Origin of the sequence: Pseudomonas sp. TH15, assembly GCF_016651105.1 — a bacterium.
In the GTDB taxonomy this organism is placed as follows: domain Bacteria; phylum Pseudomonadota; class Gammaproteobacteria; order Pseudomonadales; family Pseudomonadaceae; genus Aquipseudomonas.
Genome location: NZ_JAEKEL010000001.1, coordinates 1,096,645 through 1,114,554, shown reverse-complemented (window position 1 = coordinate 1,114,554; position 17,910 = coordinate 1,096,645). Strand labels below are relative to the sequence as shown.

The 17,910-nt window shown below is 59.5% G+C and carries 16 protein-coding genes; 11 read left to right on the top strand and 5 right to left on the bottom strand.

Features of this window, described 5'->3' with window-relative positions; translation table 11 throughout:
* Nucleotides 1-38: 38 nt before the first annotated feature.
* Complete coding sequence (locus tag JFT87_RS05135; protein ID WP_201199396.1) at nucleotides 39-461, bottom strand: PA0061/PA0062 family lipoprotein; 423 nt, start codon at nucleotides 459-461, stop codon at nucleotides 39-41.
* A gap of 60 nt (nucleotides 462-521) precedes the next feature.
* Here JFT87_RS05135 and JFT87_RS05130 point away from each other — a divergent pair, with 60 nt between their 5' ends.
* A complete protein-coding gene (locus JFT87_RS05130) occupies nucleotides 522-1,598 on the top strand; it encodes an aminopeptidase (RefSeq protein ID WP_201199395.1) in 1,077 nt (358 codons plus the stop codon).
* A gap of 115 nt (nucleotides 1,599-1,713) precedes the next feature.
* Here the strand turns inward: JFT87_RS05130 and JFT87_RS05125 are convergent, their stop codons facing one another.
* Nucleotides 1,714-2,364, bottom strand: coding sequence for an HAD family hydrolase (locus JFT87_RS05125; RefSeq protein WP_201199393.1), 651 nt, complete (start codon nucleotides 2,362-2,364; stop codon nucleotides 1,714-1,716).
* A 28-nt stretch (nucleotides 2,365-2,392) separates the two neighbouring features.
* Nucleotides 2,393-2,938: a gamma carbonic anhydrase family protein gene (locus JFT87_RS05120; protein WP_201199391.1), complete on the bottom strand. Its 546-nt coding sequence runs from the start codon at nucleotides 2,936-2,938 to the stop codon at nucleotides 2,393-2,395.
* A gap of 62 nt (nucleotides 2,939-3,000) precedes the next feature.
* Between JFT87_RS05120 and prlC the strand changes: the two genes are divergently transcribed.
* Together prlC and JFT87_RS05110 are read left to right on the top strand one after the other, a co-directional pair.
* Nucleotides 3,001-5,079, top strand: coding sequence for an oligopeptidase A (gene prlC / locus JFT87_RS05115; protein ID WP_201199388.1), 2,079 nt, complete (start codon nucleotides 3,001-3,003; stop codon nucleotides 5,077-5,079).
* A complete protein-coding gene (locus JFT87_RS05110) occupies nucleotides 5,076-5,363 on the top strand; it encodes a YheV family putative zinc ribbon protein (protein WP_201199386.1) in 288 nt (95 codons plus the stop codon). The genes prlC and JFT87_RS05110 overlap by 4 nt, the downstream gene beginning before the upstream one ends.
* A gap of 56 nt (nucleotides 5,364-5,419) precedes the next feature.
* Here JFT87_RS05110 and JFT87_RS05105 read toward each other — a convergent pair whose 3' ends face one another.
* A complete protein-coding gene (locus JFT87_RS05105; RefSeq protein WP_201199384.1) occupies nucleotides 5,420-6,067 on the bottom strand; it encodes a dual specificity protein phosphatase family protein in 648 nt (215 codons plus the stop codon).
* A gap of 302 nt (nucleotides 6,068-6,369) precedes the next feature.
* On the opposite strand from JFT87_RS05105, the gene JFT87_RS05100 reads away from it, so the two are divergent.
* From JFT87_RS05100 to JFT87_RS05075, 6 genes are all read left to right on the top strand, one after another.
* Nucleotides 6,370-7,110: a gluconate 2-dehydrogenase subunit 3 family protein gene (locus tag JFT87_RS05100; RefSeq protein ID WP_201199383.1), complete on the top strand. Its 741-nt coding sequence runs from the start codon at nucleotides 6,370-6,372 to the stop codon at nucleotides 7,108-7,110.
* Nucleotides 7,111-7,112: 2 nt separating this feature from the next.
* Nucleotides 7,113-8,897: a GMC family oxidoreductase gene (locus tag JFT87_RS05095; protein WP_201199381.1), complete on the top strand. Its 1,785-nt coding sequence runs from the start codon at nucleotides 7,113-7,115 to the stop codon at nucleotides 8,895-8,897.
* Between the two features lie 12 nt (nucleotides 8,898-8,909).
* A complete protein-coding gene (locus tag JFT87_RS05090) occupies nucleotides 8,910-10,214 on the top strand; it encodes a c-type cytochrome (RefSeq protein WP_201199379.1) in 1,305 nt (434 codons plus the stop codon).
* Nucleotides 10,215-10,284: 70 nt separating this feature from the next.
* A complete protein-coding gene (locus JFT87_RS05085) occupies nucleotides 10,285-11,343 on the top strand; it encodes a PA0069 family radical SAM protein (protein ID WP_201199377.1) in 1,059 nt (352 codons plus the stop codon).
* 243 nt (nucleotides 11,344-11,586) lie between these two features.
* On the top strand, nucleotides 11,587-12,318 hold the full coding sequence (locus JFT87_RS05080) for a carbonic anhydrase (protein WP_201195944.1): 732 nt from the start codon (nucleotides 11,587-11,589) through the stop codon (nucleotides 12,316-12,318).
* A 90-nt stretch (nucleotides 12,319-12,408) separates the two neighbouring features.
* The gene (locus JFT87_RS05075) at nucleotides 12,409-13,935 is read left to right on the top strand and encodes a SulP family inorganic anion transporter (RefSeq protein WP_201199376.1); all 1,527 of its coding nucleotides are present in this window, start codon (nucleotides 12,409-12,411) and stop codon (nucleotides 13,933-13,935) included.
* Between the two features lie 120 nt (nucleotides 13,936-14,055).
* Here JFT87_RS05075 and JFT87_RS05070 read toward each other — a convergent pair whose 3' ends face one another.
* Nucleotides 14,056-14,706, bottom strand: coding sequence for a hypothetical protein (locus JFT87_RS05070; protein WP_201199375.1), 651 nt, complete (start codon nucleotides 14,704-14,706; stop codon nucleotides 14,056-14,058).
* Between the two features lie 371 nt (nucleotides 14,707-15,077).
* On the opposite strand from JFT87_RS05070, the gene coxB reads away from it, so the two are divergent.
* Nucleotides 15,078-16,205, top strand: coding sequence for a cytochrome c oxidase subunit II (gene coxB, locus JFT87_RS05065; protein ID WP_201195953.1), 1,128 nt, complete (start codon nucleotides 15,078-15,080; stop codon nucleotides 16,203-16,205).
* Nucleotides 16,206-16,287: 82 nt separating this feature from the next.
* Nucleotides 16,288-17,877, top strand: coding sequence for a cytochrome c oxidase subunit I (ctaD, locus tag JFT87_RS05060; RefSeq protein WP_201199374.1), 1,590 nt, complete (start codon nucleotides 16,288-16,290; stop codon nucleotides 17,875-17,877).
* The last annotated feature ends 33 nt before the right edge of the window (nucleotides 17,878-17,910 follow it).

The following is a 17,910-nucleotide window of genomic DNA, read 5'->3' as shown; positions in this document are numbered from 1 at the left end:
TGAATGTCCTGATGATTGGTCATTCAGCATAACGCCGATCACGTGCGTTGGCAGCCTGCCGGTGTGCCGTGCCCAATGACTTTTCGCTGCTGATCATAGAGCTTTGCCCACGGATGGAATCCGATGTTTCCCGCTTGCAACTCATAGCGCTCACCGGCGTTGAAATCCTTGAATTTCACACTCAACTGACAATCGCGCCACAACGGCTCACTGTCCGGGCCAATGTTGGTGGGCTGGACCGCAAACTGGTAACGCACCTTCAATTCATGGCTGCCGGGCTGCACTTCAAAGAAGCGTTTGTCGACGGCGGACTTGCGATCGACTTCCAGCGCTTGCAGCGCCGTGTCTTGTTGCCGTGCATCGAGATCGATCCAGGCTTGCGAAGGGTCAGGATCGGGCATTCCGAATCCGGCACAACCGGCCAATGTCAGCAGGCCTCCCGTCAGCATCAACATGCGCATAGCGGTGCTCCAGTCAGGCGGGATAGTCTTGCGGGCAGACTCTCCGAGGATGATTTTATTTTGATCAGGCCGCTTCCAAGCCTTGGGTTACTTGATCGCGTTTTGCGCGTTTTGTTTCCGGGCGTGTTGTTTTTGTTGCTCAACGGTTGCGCCAGCGTCAGCTACTACGGTCAATTAGCCAGTGGTCAGCTGCAATTGCTGCGGGCCCGGGAGCCGGTTGCCGAGGTGATTGCCGACCCACAGCGCGATCCACAATTGCGTGCGCATCTGGCCCAATCACAAAAGGCTAGGGTGTTCGCCAGCCAGCATCTGCACCTGCCGGATAACCAGAGCTATCGCCTGTACGCCGACATTGGTCGGCCGTATGTGGTCTGGAATGTCTTCGCCACGCCGGAATTTTCCCTGACGCCGCAGAACCATTGCTTCCCCATCGCCGGCTGCGTCGCTTACCGCGGTTACTACAGCCAGAGCGCGGCCCGGGGTGAAGCGGCCATGCAACGACTCAACGGCATGGACGTGTCGATCGGCGGGGTCGAGGCCTACTCGACCCTGGGCTGGTTCAATGACCCGATCCTCAGCTCGATGATGAGTTGGGGCGATGAACGGTTGGCCACGCTGATCTTTCATGAGCTGGGCCATCAGCGGTTTTATGTGAAGGACGACACTGAGTTCAACGAGTCTTTCGCCACGTTTGTCGAGCAGGAAGGCACCCGCCAATGGCGCGCCAGCCGTGGACTCGCCCCAGACACCGGCGCGCAGATGCAGCAACGTAATCAGTTCACTCAACTGGTTCTGGACAGTCGCGCTCGACTTGAACGGCTGTACGCCCAGCCCTTGCCCGCCGAGCAGATGCGCCAACGCAAAGCCGCCGAGTTCGAACGGCTGCGTCGCGACTATCGGACGATGCGTGACAACGTATGGGCCGGGGATAAACGCTACGACGCCTGGATCAATGCGCCGATGAACAATGCCAAGTTGCTGCCGTTTGGTTTGTACGACCAATGGGTGCCGGCGTTTGCGGCGCTGTTCAGGCAGGAGGGTGGGGATTGGGTGAAGTTTTATGCGGCCGTGGAGAGCCTGGGTGGGTTGCCGAGCAAGCAACGTAAAGCTGCGCTGCAAACGTTGGCCGGCAAATAACCCTGTGGCGAGGGAGCTCGCTCCCGTTGGGCCGCGAAGTGGCCCCATAATTTCCGGACCAATCACGACTGCTGCGCAGCCGAACGGGAGCAAGCTCCCTCGCCACAGTTCGGTGTCAGCCTCGCAGAAACGCCTGATGCATCTCCTCCAGCGTTTCAAAGTGATACGCCGGTGCTTCGGCGCTCAGCTCTTCGTGGCTGCCAAAACCATAACCCACCGCCGCCGCATCAAGCCCGTTGCTGCGCGCGCCGATCAAGTCGTGTTTGCGGTCGCCGATCATCAGGGTGTTGGCCGGGTCGAGGCCTTCTTCGGCGATCAAATGGGCGATCAGCTCGACTTTGTTGGTCCGGGTGCCATCCAGCTCACTGCCGTAAATCACTTTGAAGTGCTTGGCGAAGTCGAAGTGCCGGGCGATTTCCCGGGCGAACACCCAGGGCTTGGAGGTAGCGATGTACAGCTGTCGACCTTGCCCGCTCAAGGTTTCCAATAGCGGTGTGACACCGTCGAACACGCGGTTCTCGTACAGGCCGGTGACTTTGAAACGCTCGCGATAGAAATTCACCGCTTCCCAGGCCTTGGGCTCGTCGAACTCGTAAAACTGCATGAACGCCTGCAACAGCGGCGGGCCGATGAAGTGTTCGAGCTTGGTCAGGTCGGGCTCGTCGATACCCAGTTTGGCCAGGGCGAACTGGATCGAGCGGGTAATCCCCTCACGCGGGTCGGTCAAAGTGCCATCGAGGTCGAACAAAACAGTTTGGTAATGCATGAAAATTCCTGGGCAATAGTGAGAAGGCTTAGAGCTGGTCGTAGCCTTCGGCCAGATGCAGGTCCTTGAGCTTCACGTAGTTCGCCGCGCTGTAGGTGAAAAAGGCTTTTTCCTTGTCAGTCAGCGGCCGGATCTGTTTCACCGGGCTGCCGACATACAGAAAACCGCTTTCCAGGCGCTTGCCCGGTGGCACCAGGCTGCCGGCGCCGATGATCACATCGTCCTCCACCACCGCGCCGTCCATGACGATGCTGCCCATGCCGATCAGAACCCGGTTACCCACCGAGCAGCCGTGGAGCATGACTTTGTGAGCGATGGTCACGTCGTCCCCGATCAAGCAGGGAAAGCCATCGGGATTGAACGGCCCTGCGTGGGTGATGTGCAGCACGCAGCCGTCCTGAACGCTGGTGCGCGCACCGATGCGGATGCGGTGCATGTCGCCGCGGATCACCGTCAGCGGCCAGACGGAGCTGTCTTCGCCGATTTCGACGTCGCCGATTACCACCGCCGAGCCGTCGACAAAAGCGCCTTTGCCCAGTAGCGGCGTGTGGTTCAGATACTTGCGAAGGGTCACGATAGGTTCTCTCTCTGTCGCTGATAGCTGCGGTGAGCGTCGATTGTAATTAAGATGGCCGCATGTTTCTTCCAGCCAAGGTGCCAACCGTGAGCGTGAACAACCCTCTTTTGCAGTCCTACGACCTGCCGCCGTTCTCGGCGATTCGTGCCGAACACGTGCAACCGGCCATTGAACAGATCCTGGCTGACAACCGCGCCGCCATTATCGAGATCCTCAAAACCCAGGGCAAACAACCGACCTGGGCCGGCCTGGTACTGGCAATGGACGAACTCAATGATCGCCTGGGCGCCGCCTGGAGCCCGGTCAGCCACCTGAATGCCGTATGCAACAGCGCCGAACTGCGCGAAGCCTACGAGTCCTGCCTGCCGGCCCTGAGCGCCTACTCCACCGAGATGGGCCAGAACCGCGAACTGTTCCAGGCATTCGAAGCCCTGGCCAACAGCCCCGAAGCCGCCGGTTTCGACGTCGCGCAAAAAACCATTCTGGAACACTCACTGCGTGACTTCCGTCTGTCGGGTATCGACCTGCCGGAAGCTGAGCAGAAGCGATACGCCGAAGTGCAAAGCAAACTGTCCGAGCTGGGCAGCCGCTTCTCCAACCAGTTGCTCGACGCCACTCAGGCCTGGACCAAGCACGTTACCGATGAAGCCACCCTCGCCGGCCTGACCGATTCGGCCAAGGCGCAAATGGCGGCCGCTGCACAGGCCAAAGGCCTGGACGGTTGGTTGATCAGCCTGGAATTCCCGAGCTACTACGCGGTGATGACCTACGCCCACGACCGCGCCCTGCGCGAAGAAGTCTACGCCGCCTACTGCACCCGTGCGTCGGACCAAGGCCCGAATGCCGGTCAGAACGATAACGGCCCGGTGATGGTAGAAATTCTCGACCTGCGTCAGGAGCTGGCCAAGCTACTGGGTTTCGCCAGCTTCTCGGAGCTGAGTCTGGCGACCAAAATGGCTGAATCCAGCGATCAGGTACTCAGTTTCCTACGTGACCTGGCCAAGCGCAGCAAACCGTTCGCGGCTCAGGACCTGGAACAACTCAAGGCCTACGCCGCCGAACAGGGCTGCCCGGATCTGCAAAGCTGGGACAGTGGTTTCTACGGTGAAAAACTTCGCGAGCAGCGCTACAGCGTCGCGCAAGAAGCCCTTCGCGCCTACTTCCCGATCGACAAAGTGCTCGGCGGCTTGTTCGCTATCGTTCAGCGCCTGTACGGCATCGAAATCGCCGAGCAGAAAGGCTTCGACACTTGGCACCCGGATGTTCGCCTGTTCGAAATCAAGGAAAACGGCCAACACGTCGGCCGCTTCTTCTTCGACCTCTACGCCCGCGCCAACAAACGCGGCGGGGCCTGGATGGACGGCGCTCGTGACCGTCGCCGCACCGCTGAAGGCGTGCTGCAAAGCCCGGTGGCGAACCTGGTGTGCAACTTCACTCCGGCCGACAGCGGCAAGCCTGCGTTGCTGACCCACGATGAAGTCACCACCCTGTTCCACGAATTTGGCCATGGTTTGCATCACCTGCTGACCCGCGTCGAACATGCTGGCGTGTCCGGCATCAACGGCGTGGCCTGGGATGCGGTCGAACTGCCAAGTCAGTTCATGGAAAACTGGTGCTGGGAGCCCGAAGGCCTGGCGCTGATCTCCGGTCACTACGAAACCGGCGAACCGCTGCCTCAGGACCTGCTGGGAAAAATGCTCGCGGCGAAAAACTTCCAGTCCGGCCTGATGATGGTCCGCCAACTCGAGTTCTCGTTGTTCGACTTCGAACTGCACGCCACCCATGGCGACGGCCGCAGCGTGCTGCAAGTGCTCGAAGGCGTGCGCGACGAGGTTTCGGTCATGCGTCCGCCGGCCTACAACCGCTTCCCGAACAGCTTCGCGCATATCTTCGCCGGCGGTTACGCGGCGGGTTACTACAGCTACAAATGGGCTGAAGTGCTGTCCGCCGATGCTTTCTCGAAGTTCGAAGAAGACGGCGTGCTCAATGCCGAGACCGGCCGCGCCTTCCGTGAAGCGATCCTCGCTCGCGGCGGTTCTCAGGAACCGATGGTGCTGTTCGTCGACTTCCGTGGCCGGGCGCCATCGATTGACGCACTCTTGCGCCACAGCGGCCTGAGTGAGGACGCAGCAGCATGAGCGAGGGGCCTGTGATCACAAAAAAACGCTTTATCGCCGGGGCAGTTTGCCCGGCCTGCAGCGAGCCGGACAAATTGATGATGTGGAACGAAGACGAGGTCCCGCACCGTGAGTGCGTGGCCTGCGGTTACTCCGACACGCTCAATGAGCAAGGTCTGTCAGTGCCCAAGGAATTGGGCACGCGGGTCAACGTTTCGGCGCTGAAAGTGCCGGACGCCAAGGTTCAGGCGGTGCAATTCTTCCCGAACCCGAAGCTGAAGAAAAAGCCTGACGAGCAATTCTGAGTGAACACAACCTTCCACACCGCAATGGTGTGGAAGGTGACACTCCTGCCTTTATCCTACTTCTCGACGTTTGCCGATTTGAACCAGCTCTTCATCGAGCACATGGCGAACGGGCTGGTGCTGCAATCACCATTGGCCAGAGCCGTGCGCAGTTTGTCGACATCGGCCTGCATCATGTAGCGAACGCCGTCCTTGAAGTGGGTACTGTCGCCAAAACCGCCTTGGGTCATTTCATTCAAGGCGTCTTCTTTGCTCCAGCCCTGCACGACCACCCGATACATGGCCGCCATCAGGCCGGTGCGGTCAGAGCCGTGCTTGCAATGCATCAATACCGGGCCTTTGGCCTCGGCGGTCTGAATGGCGCGAAGCGCCTTGAGCACATCAGCGTCATCCACATGATTGGTGCGGTAAGGCAGCTGCACCTGGTCGATGCCAGGCGTCGACAACCAGCTCTTGTCCGACTCAGGCAGGAAGTTGATAACGGTTCCAACCTTGAGTTTTTCCAGTAGCGGCACCGCGCCGCTGTCCGGCAATGCGCTGCGGTAGAGCGTCGGGGACATTTGGTAGAGGTTATATTTCGACTCCACCGACTGTGCCCATTCGGCAGGCCGCGCAGGTGCCGTGTCGTCAGCCAGGGCCAGCGACACATTGAAAAAGGCTACCAACGACAGGCACATCGCAGGGATAAGACGGGTTTTAGACATGCTGGGCGACCGTGAAAAAGATGCGGATGAATAACGCTAGCTTCAACCTTGACCAGTCAAAGGGCTGTGAGCCGACTGTCAAAGAATCGTGAATCGATCGACCCAAAGGCTACTTTCGTCGCAAAACCCCGGTTTATTTATGCTGAATCGCTTCATCCTGATTCTTAGCCTGCTACCATTTGTTACCAAAGTTTGCAGTTACGTGGCCATTTTCACTGATCGTCCACCCGTATCACTGCCAAAACGAAAAGCCGTTCATTGAAACGGCTGAAAACCATCAATGCCTGATGAGGTGCACCCCCATGTCTGATCAAGATCGAGACAACCCGCGGCGTGAGTTTTTGCGCAAATCCCTGACCTTGATCCCGGTGGTCACCGTCGCCAGCACCGCGCTGGGCAGTTCCGTCCTGCTCGCAGCGCCTGAAGCGGCGCCGTCCAGTCCCGGCAAAACCCCTGCCAGCACCAGCGTCTATGAACCCAGCTACTTCACCGCCGAAGAATGGACGTTCATCAAGGCAGCCGTCGCTCAACTGATCCCGAACGATGCCCAAGGGCCAGGCGCACTCGAAGCCGGCGTGCCGGAATACATCGACCGGCAAATGAACACGCCGTACGCCGCCGGCGCGCTGTGGTTCATGCAAGGGCCGTTCAACGCCGACGCCCCGCCGGAAATGGGCTGGCAGAGCAAACTCGTCCCTAAAGAGATCTATCGCTTGGGCATTGCCGCCACGGATTCCTGGTCGAAAACCGTCAACGGAAAAGTATTTGCTGACCAAGATAGCGCTACCCGAGACGATTTACTGAAGCAACTCGAAGCCGGAAAACCTGACTTCGACAGCGTTCCGTCGACGATTTTCTTCAACCTGCTGCTGCAAAACACCAAGGAAGGGTTCTTCTGCGACCCGATCCACGGCGGCAACAAAGGCATGGTCGGCTGGACCATGATCGGCTTCCCCGGCGCCCGCGCCGATTTCATGGACTGGGTGGAACGCAACGAGCAATACCCCTTCCCGGCAGTTTCGATTCGCGGCGAGAGGGCATAAGCATGGCAACAGTTATGAAGAAGGTCGACGCAGTCATCGTCGGTTTTGGCTGGACCGGCGCGATCATGGCCAAAGAACTGACAGAAGCAGGCCTGAACGTGTTGGCGCTGGAGCGCGGACCGATGCAGGACACCTACCCCGACGGCAACTATCCCCAGGTGATCGACGAACTTACCTACAGCGTTCGCAAGAAACTCTTCCAGGACATCTCCAAAGAGACCGTGACCATTCGCCATAGCGTGAATGACATCGCACTGCCGAACCGCCAACTCGGCGCTTTCCTGCCCGGTAACGGTGTGGGCGGCGCGGGGCTGCATTGGTCGGGCGTGCACTTTCGGGTCGATCCGATCGAGTTGCGGATGCGCAGTCACTACGAAGAACGCTACGGCAAACACTTCATTCCCAAGGACATGACCATCCAGGACTTCGGCGTCAGCTATGAAGAGCTGGAGCCGTTCTTCGATTACGCCGAAAAGGTGTTCGGTACGTCGGGTCAAGCCTGGACGGTGAACGGTCAACGGGTCGGCGAAGGCAAGGGCGGCAACCCTTACGCACCGGATCGCTCGAACCCGTTCCCGCTGGAATCCCAGAAAAACACGGTCTCCGCACAGCTGTTCCAGAAAGCGGCCACAGCCGTGGGTTACAAACCCTACAACCTGCCGTCGGCCAATACCTCAGGCCCGTACACCAACCCCTACGGCGCCCAAATGGGCCCGTGCAACTTCTGCGGTTTTTGCAGCGGTTACGTTTGCTACATGTACTCCAAGGCATCGCCCAACGTGAACATTCTGCCGGCGCTCAAGCCGCTGCCGAATTTCGAACTGCGGCCCAATTCCCACGTGTTGCGGGTCAACCTCGACAGCACCAAGACCAAAGCCACCGGCGTGACCTACATCGATGGCCAGGGCCGGGAGATCGAGCAGCCGGCCGATCTGGTGATCCTCGGCGCGTTCCAGTTCCACAACGTGCGGTTGATGTTGCTCTCCGGCATCGGCAAGCCTTACGACCCGATCAGCGGTGAAGGCGTGGTCGGCAAGAACTTCGCCTACCAGAACATGGCCACGATCAAGGCGTTCTTCGACAAGGACACCCACACCAACAACTTCATCGGGGCTGGCGGCAACGGCGTGGCGATCGATGACTTCAACGCCGACAACTTCGACCACGGGCCGCATGGCTTCGTCGGCGGCTCGCCGATGTGGGTCAACCAGGCCGGCAGCCGCCCAATCTCCGGGACCTCGAACCCGCCGGGCACGCCGGCCTGGGGCAGTGCGTGGAAACGCGCCACCGCCGATTACTACACCCACCAGGTGTCGATGGACTCACACGGCGCGCATCAGTCCTACCGCGGCAACTACCTGGATCTCGACCCGGTATACCGCGATGCCTACGGCTTGCCGCTGCTGCGGATGACCTTCGACTGGCAGGAAAACGACATCAAGATGAACCGCTTCATGGTCGAAAAAATGGGCAAGATCGCCGAAGCGATGGGCCCCAAAGCTATCGCCGTGATCGGCAAGCAGGTCGGTGATCACTTCAACACCGCGGCCTACCAGACCACCCACCTCAATGGTGGCGCGATCATGGGCACGAACCCGAAAACCAGCGCCCTGAACCGTTACTTGCAGAGCTGGGACGTGCACAACGTGTTCGTCCCTGGGGCGTCGGCTTTCCCACAAGGCTTGGGTTACAACCCTACAGGCCTGGTGGCTGCGTTGACCTACTGGTCGGCGCGGGCGATCCGCGAGCAGTACCTGAAAAACCCCGGCCCGCTGGTTCAGGCTTAAGGAGCGATAACCATGAAAGCACTCGTTATCGCGACCTTCGCCCTGCTCGGCAGTGCCTCGATCAACGCCGCAGAAGTTGATCAAAACCTGATCAAACAAGGCGAATACCTTGCCCGGGCCGGTGACTGTGTCGCTTGTCACACCGCCAAGGACGGCAAGCCGTTCGCCGGCGGTCTGCCGATGGAAACGCCAATCGGGACGATCTACTCGACCAACATCACTCCGGATAAAACCGGCCTCGGCGACTACAGCTTCGAAGATTTCGACAAAGCCGTACGCCACGGTGTCGCCAAAAACGGCAGCACCTTGTACCCGGCGATGCCGTATCCGTCCTACGCCAGCGTCACCGAACCCGACATGCAGGCCTTGTACGCCTACTTCATGCACGGCGTGGCGCCGGTCGCCCAGGAGAACAAGGCCAGCGACATTCCCTGGCCTTTGAGCATGCGTTGGCCGCTGATGGGCTGGCGCTGGATGTTTGCCCCGGCCGTGGCGGATTACAAAGCCGCACCGGGCGCTGATGCGGTAGTCAGCCGTGGGGCTTATCTGGTGGAAGGCCTGGGACATTGCGGCGCATGCCATACGCCAAGAGCCCTGACCATGCAGGAAAAATCCCTGAATGCCGGCGATGGCAGCACCTTTCTGTCAGGCAGCGCGCCGCTGGAAGGCTGGATCGCGAAAAGCCTGCGCGGCGACCACAAGGACGGCCTCGGCAGCTGGAGCGAGGCGCAACTGGTGCAATTCCTCAAGACCGGGCGCAGCGACCGCAGTGCGGTATTCGGTGGCATGAGCGATGTGGTGACCCACAGCATGCAATACATGACAGACGCCGACCTGACCGCGATTGCCCGTTACCTCAAGTCCCTGCCGGCCAATGACCCCAACGACCAGCCACATCAGTACGACAAACAAGTCGCCCAAGCGCTGTGGAAGGGTGATGACAGCAAGCCTGGCGCCTCGGTGTACATCGACAACTGTGCGGCCTGTCACCGGACCGACGGGCATGGTTACACGCGGGTGTTCCCGGCGCTGGCGGGCAATCCGGTGTTGCAGTCGCAAGACCCGACGTCGCTGATTAACGTTGTGCTCAAGGGCGGCACCTTGCCGGCGACTCACACGACACCGTCGACCTTCACCATGCCAGCGTTTGCCTGGCGGTTGTCGGATCAGGAAGTGGCGGATGTGGTCAGTTTCATTCGCAGCAGTTGGGGTAACAAGGGCGAGCCCGTCAAGGCAAGCACCGTGGCCGATCTGCGCAAGGATGATATGAAAACCACCTCGGGCGACGATCTGGGGCAGGTCACCCAGAAGAACTGATCGCCCAGCGGCACTAGCCAGATGAACGACGCCTCGTTACTGTATATAAAACCAGTATCGAGGCGTTTTCATGTCCACTCCTCTTCCGCCACGCGGTCGCGGCACCGCGACCAACCCGCACAACCGCTTCGCACCGAACCGTTCGGTGGCCGAGGACGATGGCTGGTACCAGGAAGCGCCGGTCACCCAAGGCACCGAAGTGCGCATCGAGACGGCGAAAACCATCATCACCCGCAACACCTCGCCGGACTTGCCCTTCGACCGCTCGATCAATCCTTATCGCGGCTGCGAGCACGGTTGCATCTATTGCTACGCGCGGCCCAGTCACGCCTATTGGGACATGTCGCCGGGGCTGGATTTCGAAACCAAACTGATCGCCAAGACCAACGCTGCAGACGTGCTGGAGGAGCAACTCTCCAAGCGCGGCTATCAATGCGCGCCGATCAACCTGGGTTCCAACACCGATCCGTATCAGCCCATCGAGCGCGAGCACAAAATCACCCGCCAAACCCTGGAAGTGCTGCTGCGTTACCGTCATCCGGTGACCATCATCACTAAAGGTTCGCTGATTCTTCGTGATCTGGATCTGCTGGTTGAACTCGCCCGGCAAAACCTGGTGGCCGTGATGATCAGCCTCACCACACTCGACGACAAACTCAAACGCATCCTCGAACCCCGGGCCGCTGCGCCCAAGGCCCGATTACGAGCCATTCGGGTGATGCGCGAAGCCGGGATTCCGGTGGGGGTTTTGTGCTCGCCGATGATTCCAATGATCAATGACAGCGAACTCGAAAGCCTGCTCACCGAGGCCCACGCGGCCGGTGCCCAGAGCGCGGCCTACATGATGTTGCGCTTGCCCCTGGAAGTGGCGCCGTTGTTCGAAGAATGGCTGGCCGCCCACTACCCGCAGCGCGCGGCTCATGTGTTGAGCCTGATTCGGCAGAGTCGTGGCGGCGAGCTCTACGACAGCCGGTTTGGTGCGCGGATGCGCGGTGAAGGGCCATTCGCCGACCTGTTGGCGCAACGCTTTGCCAAAACCATCAAACGCTTGGGGCTCAATCGTCGTGAAGGGTTTAATCTGGACTGCGACGCCTTCTGTCCACCGGGTCGCCAAATGTCATTGATTTGAGGACAATTGGCCTATGGTTGAGTAGTGGAAACACCCGCCGCCGTCATTACCGGTCACGTTTTTTGCGACCTGGAACGTGCGTTCTAGAGCGGTTTATTCAGTTTGAGTTAAGTTTCGCCGGCTACCTTGTTCATCGAGTGACTGACGGGTCGAGATCTGCGACCTGGATTTTTTTTAAACAGCCACTGGCTTCATATCGGACAAAACGGGACACTTCCCAATCTCCGTCAAAGAGGATGAATCATGAGTGACAAGGATAAACAGCCGTTGGCTGCGTCGGTTTCAGCCCACCCCGAGGCGGAGTCCGCCGATGCAGCGCTGAAGCATATCGTTGACGGCTTTTTGCATTTTCATCACGAGGTCTTTCCACAGCAGGAAGAGCTCTTCAAAAAACTCGCCACAGCCCAGAGCCCGAGAGCGATGTTCATCGCCTGCGCCGATTCGCGCATCGTTCCTGAACTGATCACCCAAAGCGCCCCTGGCGATCTGTTCGTGACCCGTAACGTCGGCAACGTTGTGCCACCTTATGGGCAAATGAACGGCGGCGTTTCCACCGCGATCGAATACGCGGTGCTGGCCCTCGGCGTGCAACACATCATCATTTGCGGCCATTCCGATTGCGGCGCCATGCGCGCGGTACTCAACCCGCAGAGCCTGGAAAAAATGCCCACGGTCAAAGCCTGGCTGCGGCATGCCGAAGTGGCGAAAACCATGGTCCAGGAAAACTGCCATTGCGCTGACGAAAACGAAAGCATGCACATCCTCACCGAAGAGAATGTGATCGCCCAGTTGCAGCATCTGCGCACACACCCATCGGTGGCCTCGCGCATGGCCAACGGTCAGCTGTTTATCCATGGCTGGGTCTACAGCATCGAAACCAGCGAAATCAAAGCGTACGACGCGGATCAGGGTCGTTTCCTGCCGCTCGATGGCAGCCATCCGATTCCGGTGGCGACGCCCAAAGCGCGCTTCTAAAAACCTCCTAAATCGTTGTGTGGTTTAGCCGAGGCTGCCGATTGAGCAGCCTGGCTTCGCCATGCCTGAAAAAACTTCGGGAGAATCCCTATGCGTGCTGCGCAACTAAAAGCTGTTTTGCCACGGGAGCTGCTGGCTTCGGTGGTGGTGTTTCTGGTGGCCCTGCCCTTGTGCATGGGCATCGCCATCGCCTCGGGTTTGCCGCCGGCCAAAGGCCTGATCACCGGGATCATCGGTGGCTTGGTGGTGGGCTGGATTGCCGGCTCACCGTTGCAAGTCAGCGGCCCGGCGGCGGGCCTGGCCGTGTTGGTATTCGAGCTGGTGCGCCAACACGGTATCGCCATGCTCGGGCCGATTTTGCTGCTGGCCGGTTTTCTGCAACTGGTGGCCGGTCGTTTGAAACTGGGCTGCTGGTTTCGGGTGACGGCGCCAGCGGTGGTCTACGGCATGCTCGCCGGGATTGGCGTGTTGATCGTGCTGTCACAAGTGCATGTGATGCTCGACGCCGTGCCCAAACCGTCAGGGCTGGATAACCTCGCAGCGTTCCCTGCCGCCGTGGCTCAGGCGTTGCCATCCTTGGGCTGGCAGGCCGGTTTGCTTGGACTGTCGACGATTGCGGTGATGTGGCTGTGGGAAAAATTCCGCCCGCACTCGCTGCGATTCATTCCCGGAGCCTTGCTCGGTGTCGGTCTGGCGACAGTCGCCAGCCTGATGCTCGCCTTGCAGGTCAAACGCGTGGAGGTCCCGGCCAACCTGGCTGAAGCCATCGACTGGCTCAAACCCGCGGACTTGCTCAACCTGGCTGACCCGACGCTGCTGATCGCCGCGTTTGCCGTGGCCTTCATCGCCAGCGCCGAAACCCTGCTCTCGGCCGCCGCCGTCGACCGCATGCACAGCGGCCAGCGTTCGGACTTCGACCGGGAGTTGTCGGCGCAAGGCGTGGGCAACATGCTCTGCGGTTTGCTCGGTGCATTGCCAATGACCGGGGTAATCGTGCGCAGCTCGGCTAACGTCCAGGCCGGCGCGACCACACGAATGTCGGCGATCTTCCATGGTCTGTGGTTGCTGGCGTTCGTGCTGTTGCTGTCCAGCGTGCTGCAAAGCATTCCGGTGGCGAGCCTGGCCGGTGTTTTGGTCTACACCGGTTTCAAACTGGTGGACGTCAAGGCCTTTCGCGGCTTGGGGCGTTATGGCCGGATGCCGATGTTCACCTATGCGGCGACTGCCCTGGCGATCATCTTCACCGACCTGCTGACTGGCGTGCTGATCGGCTTCGGCCTGACCCTGGCGAAACTGGCCTGGAAGGCTTCACGGCTGAAGATCAGCCTGATCGACCTGCCCAAGGACGGCGAAATGGAGTTGCGGCTAATCGGCGCGGCGACCTTTCTCAAGGTACCGGCGTTGACCCAGGTGCTGGGCACCATTCCGGCCGGCACGACGGTGCATGTACCGCTCAATAACCTGAGCTACATCGACCATTCGTGTCTGGAACTGCTTGAGGAGTGGGGCCGGGCGAATGCGGCCAAGGGTTCGAAGTTGCTGATTGAGGCGCGGGGGTTGAAGCGCAGGTTGGAAGGACGGTTGCGGACCACATCCGGAGTGGGTTCGACAGGGTAAAACAACACTGTGGGAGCGAGCTTGCTCGCGATGGGGCCATAACATCCAACATCTATGTTGACTGACCCACCGCAATCGCGAGCAAGCTCGCTCCCACAGGGGATTGTGTTGATCTATGGATCAAGCAGCCGGTTGATCCAGCTCCAGGCCCACGCCCAACTGGCGCGACAGACACGGCCAGCGTTTCCACGCGGTGCCGGTGTCCGGGCTGTTGAGTTTCTCGCGGTAGGCTTCCACCGACTCCAGCGCGAAACTGTCTTCGTTAAGCATCTCGTCCACGGCGTGATGCACCGCCTCATCCAGTTGGTTGGCAAATTCTTCGCCGATCAATTGGTGGGCAATCAGGTTGGCGACAGTCATGTCCAATGGGATCAGTGGCTGGCCAAAATGCTTGATGTACAGGTCATTGACCTCTTCGACCAACCGGTGCGCCAGATAAGCTTCGTCCAGCAGGCTGTCCAGGCCGATATGCCCGGTCATGATCGCCGGCGGCTTGAGGAAGAACTGCTCGGCGATTTTCAGCACCGGTTTGATCTGTGATTCGATGCCCGCTTCCCGAGCGACATCATTGGCTGCGTCCAACAGGTCCGGCACTTGCTCTATATAAGCGGCCACAAAACGGGTCATCACGCCCTTGGCGTCGACATCCGGTAGCTGGATGGCGGAATGCAGGTGCGGCAGTTGAGTTTCCAGTTGACGAGTTAACAGGCCGGTCTCGGCCTCATGTTGTTGGGCTTTTTGGATCTGCTCGCGCAATGCGGCGGTGCTCATGAAAACTCCAGGAAACAAAGGCAATGAAATAGGGAGAACATAACTTAGCTGGCTTATGAAAAATGCTAAGACGCATTTGTCATAATTATTTCATCCTTGAGACATTGCAGTTATATCGATTTGCCACCACTCGTCTGCATCCTTCTCCATTCGTGCCCTGGAACGCAAGTACAAGCTGTTTCAGCTGATTTACGCCATCGCGTTGCGAGGTCGCGGTCGCTGTCTATACTCGGTTTTGAATGGAGTTAGCTGATGACGCCCGACTGCATATGCAGCAAGGCTCGGCGATTCAAGTTCGTAGTCTGAAAAAGCCGCTCCCTTGCCGCAGGTGAAAGCCGGCGGGATAACAAGAACGATAAGGGGAACCCGCAATGATGCGACATCCACATGTCTGGATGGGCCTCCTGTTGTGGTCGATTTTCAGCCAGGCGCAAGCCGCCTGGACTGTGAATATGGCGCCTGGAGCGACTGAAATCAGTCACGCAGTATTTGACCTGCACATGACCATTTTCTGGATCTGTGTAGTGATCGGCATCATCGTCTTCGGCGCCATGTTCTGGTCGATGATGGTCCACCGCCGCTCGACCGGGCAGGTGGCCGCAAAATTTCATGAAAGTACCACCGTAGAAATTCTCTGGACTGTCGTGCCCTTCATCATTCTGGTGGCCATGGCGGTTCCCGCGACAGCCACCCTGATCAAGATGTATGACTCCAGTGAGCCGGATATCGATATCCAGATCACCGGCTATCAGTGGAAGTGGCACTACAAATACTTGGGCCAGGACGTCGAGTTCTTCAGCAACCTGGCCACCCCCCAGGATCAAATCCACAACAAGGAAGCCAAGGGCGAGCACTACTTGCTCGAGGTCGACAAACCGTTGGTGCTGCCGATCGGGGCCAAGGTGCGCTTCCTGGTGACTTCCGCCGACGTTATCCACTCCTGGTGGGTGCCGGCCTTTGCGGTCAAGCGCGATGCGATTCCGGGGTTCGTCAACGAAGCCTGGACCCGGATCGACAAGCCCGGCATTTACCGTGGCCAGTGTGCCGAGCTGTGCGGCAAGGATCACGGCTTTATGCCGATCGTGGTCGAGGTCAAGGAAAAGGCCGATTACGACAAGTGGCTGGCCGATCGCAAGGCAGAAGCCTTGCAGCTCAAAGAGCTGACAACCAAGGAATGGACCCTCGACGAACTCAAAGAGCGCGGTGACAAGATCTATCACACCACCTGCGTGGCCTGTCACCAGGCCGAAGGGCAAGGCTTGCCGCCAATGTTCCCGGCGCTCAAAGGTTCGCCGATTGCTACCGGACCGAAAGCAGACCACCTGCACCGCGTTTACTTCGGCAAACCTGGCACCGCCATGGCGGCGTTCGGCAAGCAGCTCTCGGAAGTCGATATCGCAGCGGTCGTGACCTACGAACGTAACGCCTGGGGCAACAACAAAGGCGACATGGTCACGCCTAAAGAAGTGCTGGAGTTGAAACAGGCGGAAAGCAAATGACCCGGTCTATTGCGTACGTAAGGAACCGGTCGGGGCAGCGCGCCCCGGCCTGCCCAGCCCATTCGTTCTCGGGAGAACGGCCATGAGCGCTGTAATCGATGACCACGGTCATGCCGCCGACCATGCCCACGGCCCCGCCAAGGGCCTGATGCGCTGGGTGCTGACCACCAACCACAAGGACATCGGCACGCTGTACCTGTGGTTTGCGTTCACCATGTTCCTGATTGGCGGCTCGTTCGCCATGGTGATTCGTGCCGAGCTGTTCCAGCCCGGGCTGCAAATCGTCGAACCGGCGTTCTTCAACCAGATGACCACCATGCACGGCCTGGTGATGGTCTTCGGTGCAGTGATGCCAGCCTTCGTCGGCCTCGCCAACTGGATGATCCCGTTGATGATCGGCGCGCCGGACATGGCCCTGCCACGGATGAACAACTTCAGCTTCTGGCTACTGCCAGCGGCGTTCATCCTGTTGATCTCGACCTTGTTCACCGCCGGCGGCGGGCCAAACTTCGGCTGGACCTTCTACGCCCCGCTCTCCACGACCTACGCGCCAGAAAGCGTGACCTACTTCATCTTCGCCATCCACCTGATGGGCATCAGCTCGATCATGGGCGCGATCAACGTGATCGCCACCATCCTCAACCTGCGCGCCCCTGGCATGACGCTGATGAAAATGCCGCTGTTCGTCTGGACCTGGCTGATCACCGCGTTCCTGCTGATCGCAGTAATGCCGGTGCTGGCCGGGTGCGTGACGATGATGCTGATGGACATCCACTTCGGCACCAGTTTCTTCAGTGCCGCCGGTGGCGGGGACCCGGTGCTGTTCCAGCACGTGTTCTGGTTCTTCGGTCACCCCGAGGTGTACATCATGATCCTGCCGGCCTTCGGTGCCGTCAGCTCGATCATCCCGACCTTCTCGCGCAAGCCACTGTTCGGCTACACCTCGATGGTCTACGCCACGGCGAGCATCGCGTTCCTGTCGTTTATCGTCTGGGCGCACCACATGTTCGTGGTTGGTATTCCGCTGGTGGGCGAGTTGTTCTTTATGTACGCCACGCTGCTGATCGCGGTGCCGACCGGCGTGAAAGTGTTCAACTGGGCCAGCACCATGTGGCAAGGCTCGCTGACCTTCGAAACGCCGATGCTGTTCGCCGTGGCGTTCGTGATCCTGTTCTCCATCGGCGGGTTCTCCGGCCTGATGCTGGCCATCGCCCCGGCGGACTTCCAGTACCAGGACACCTACTTCGTGGTCGCGCACTTCCACTACGTGCTGGTGCCGGGGGCGATCTTCGGGATCTTCGCCTCTACCTACTACTGGCTGCCGAAATGGACCGGCCACATGTACGACGAAACCCTCGGCAAGCTGCATTTCTGGCTGTCGTTCATCGGTATGAACATGACTTTTTTCCCGATGCACTTCGTCGGGCTGGCGGGCATGCCGCGACGGATTCCGGACTACAACCTGCAATTCGCCGACTTCAACATGGTGTCGTCGATTGGCGCGTTCATGTTCGGTACCACGCAGCTGTTCTTCCTGTTCATCGTGATCAAGACCATTCGCGGCGGCCCGCCAGCACCGGCCAAACCGTGGGAAGGGGCTGAAGGTCTGGAGTGGAGCGTGCCGTCACCGGCGCCGTATCACACCTTCACCACCCCGCCGGAAGTGAAATGAACACCCGGCCGTTGGTGAGATGTGTACAGGCAC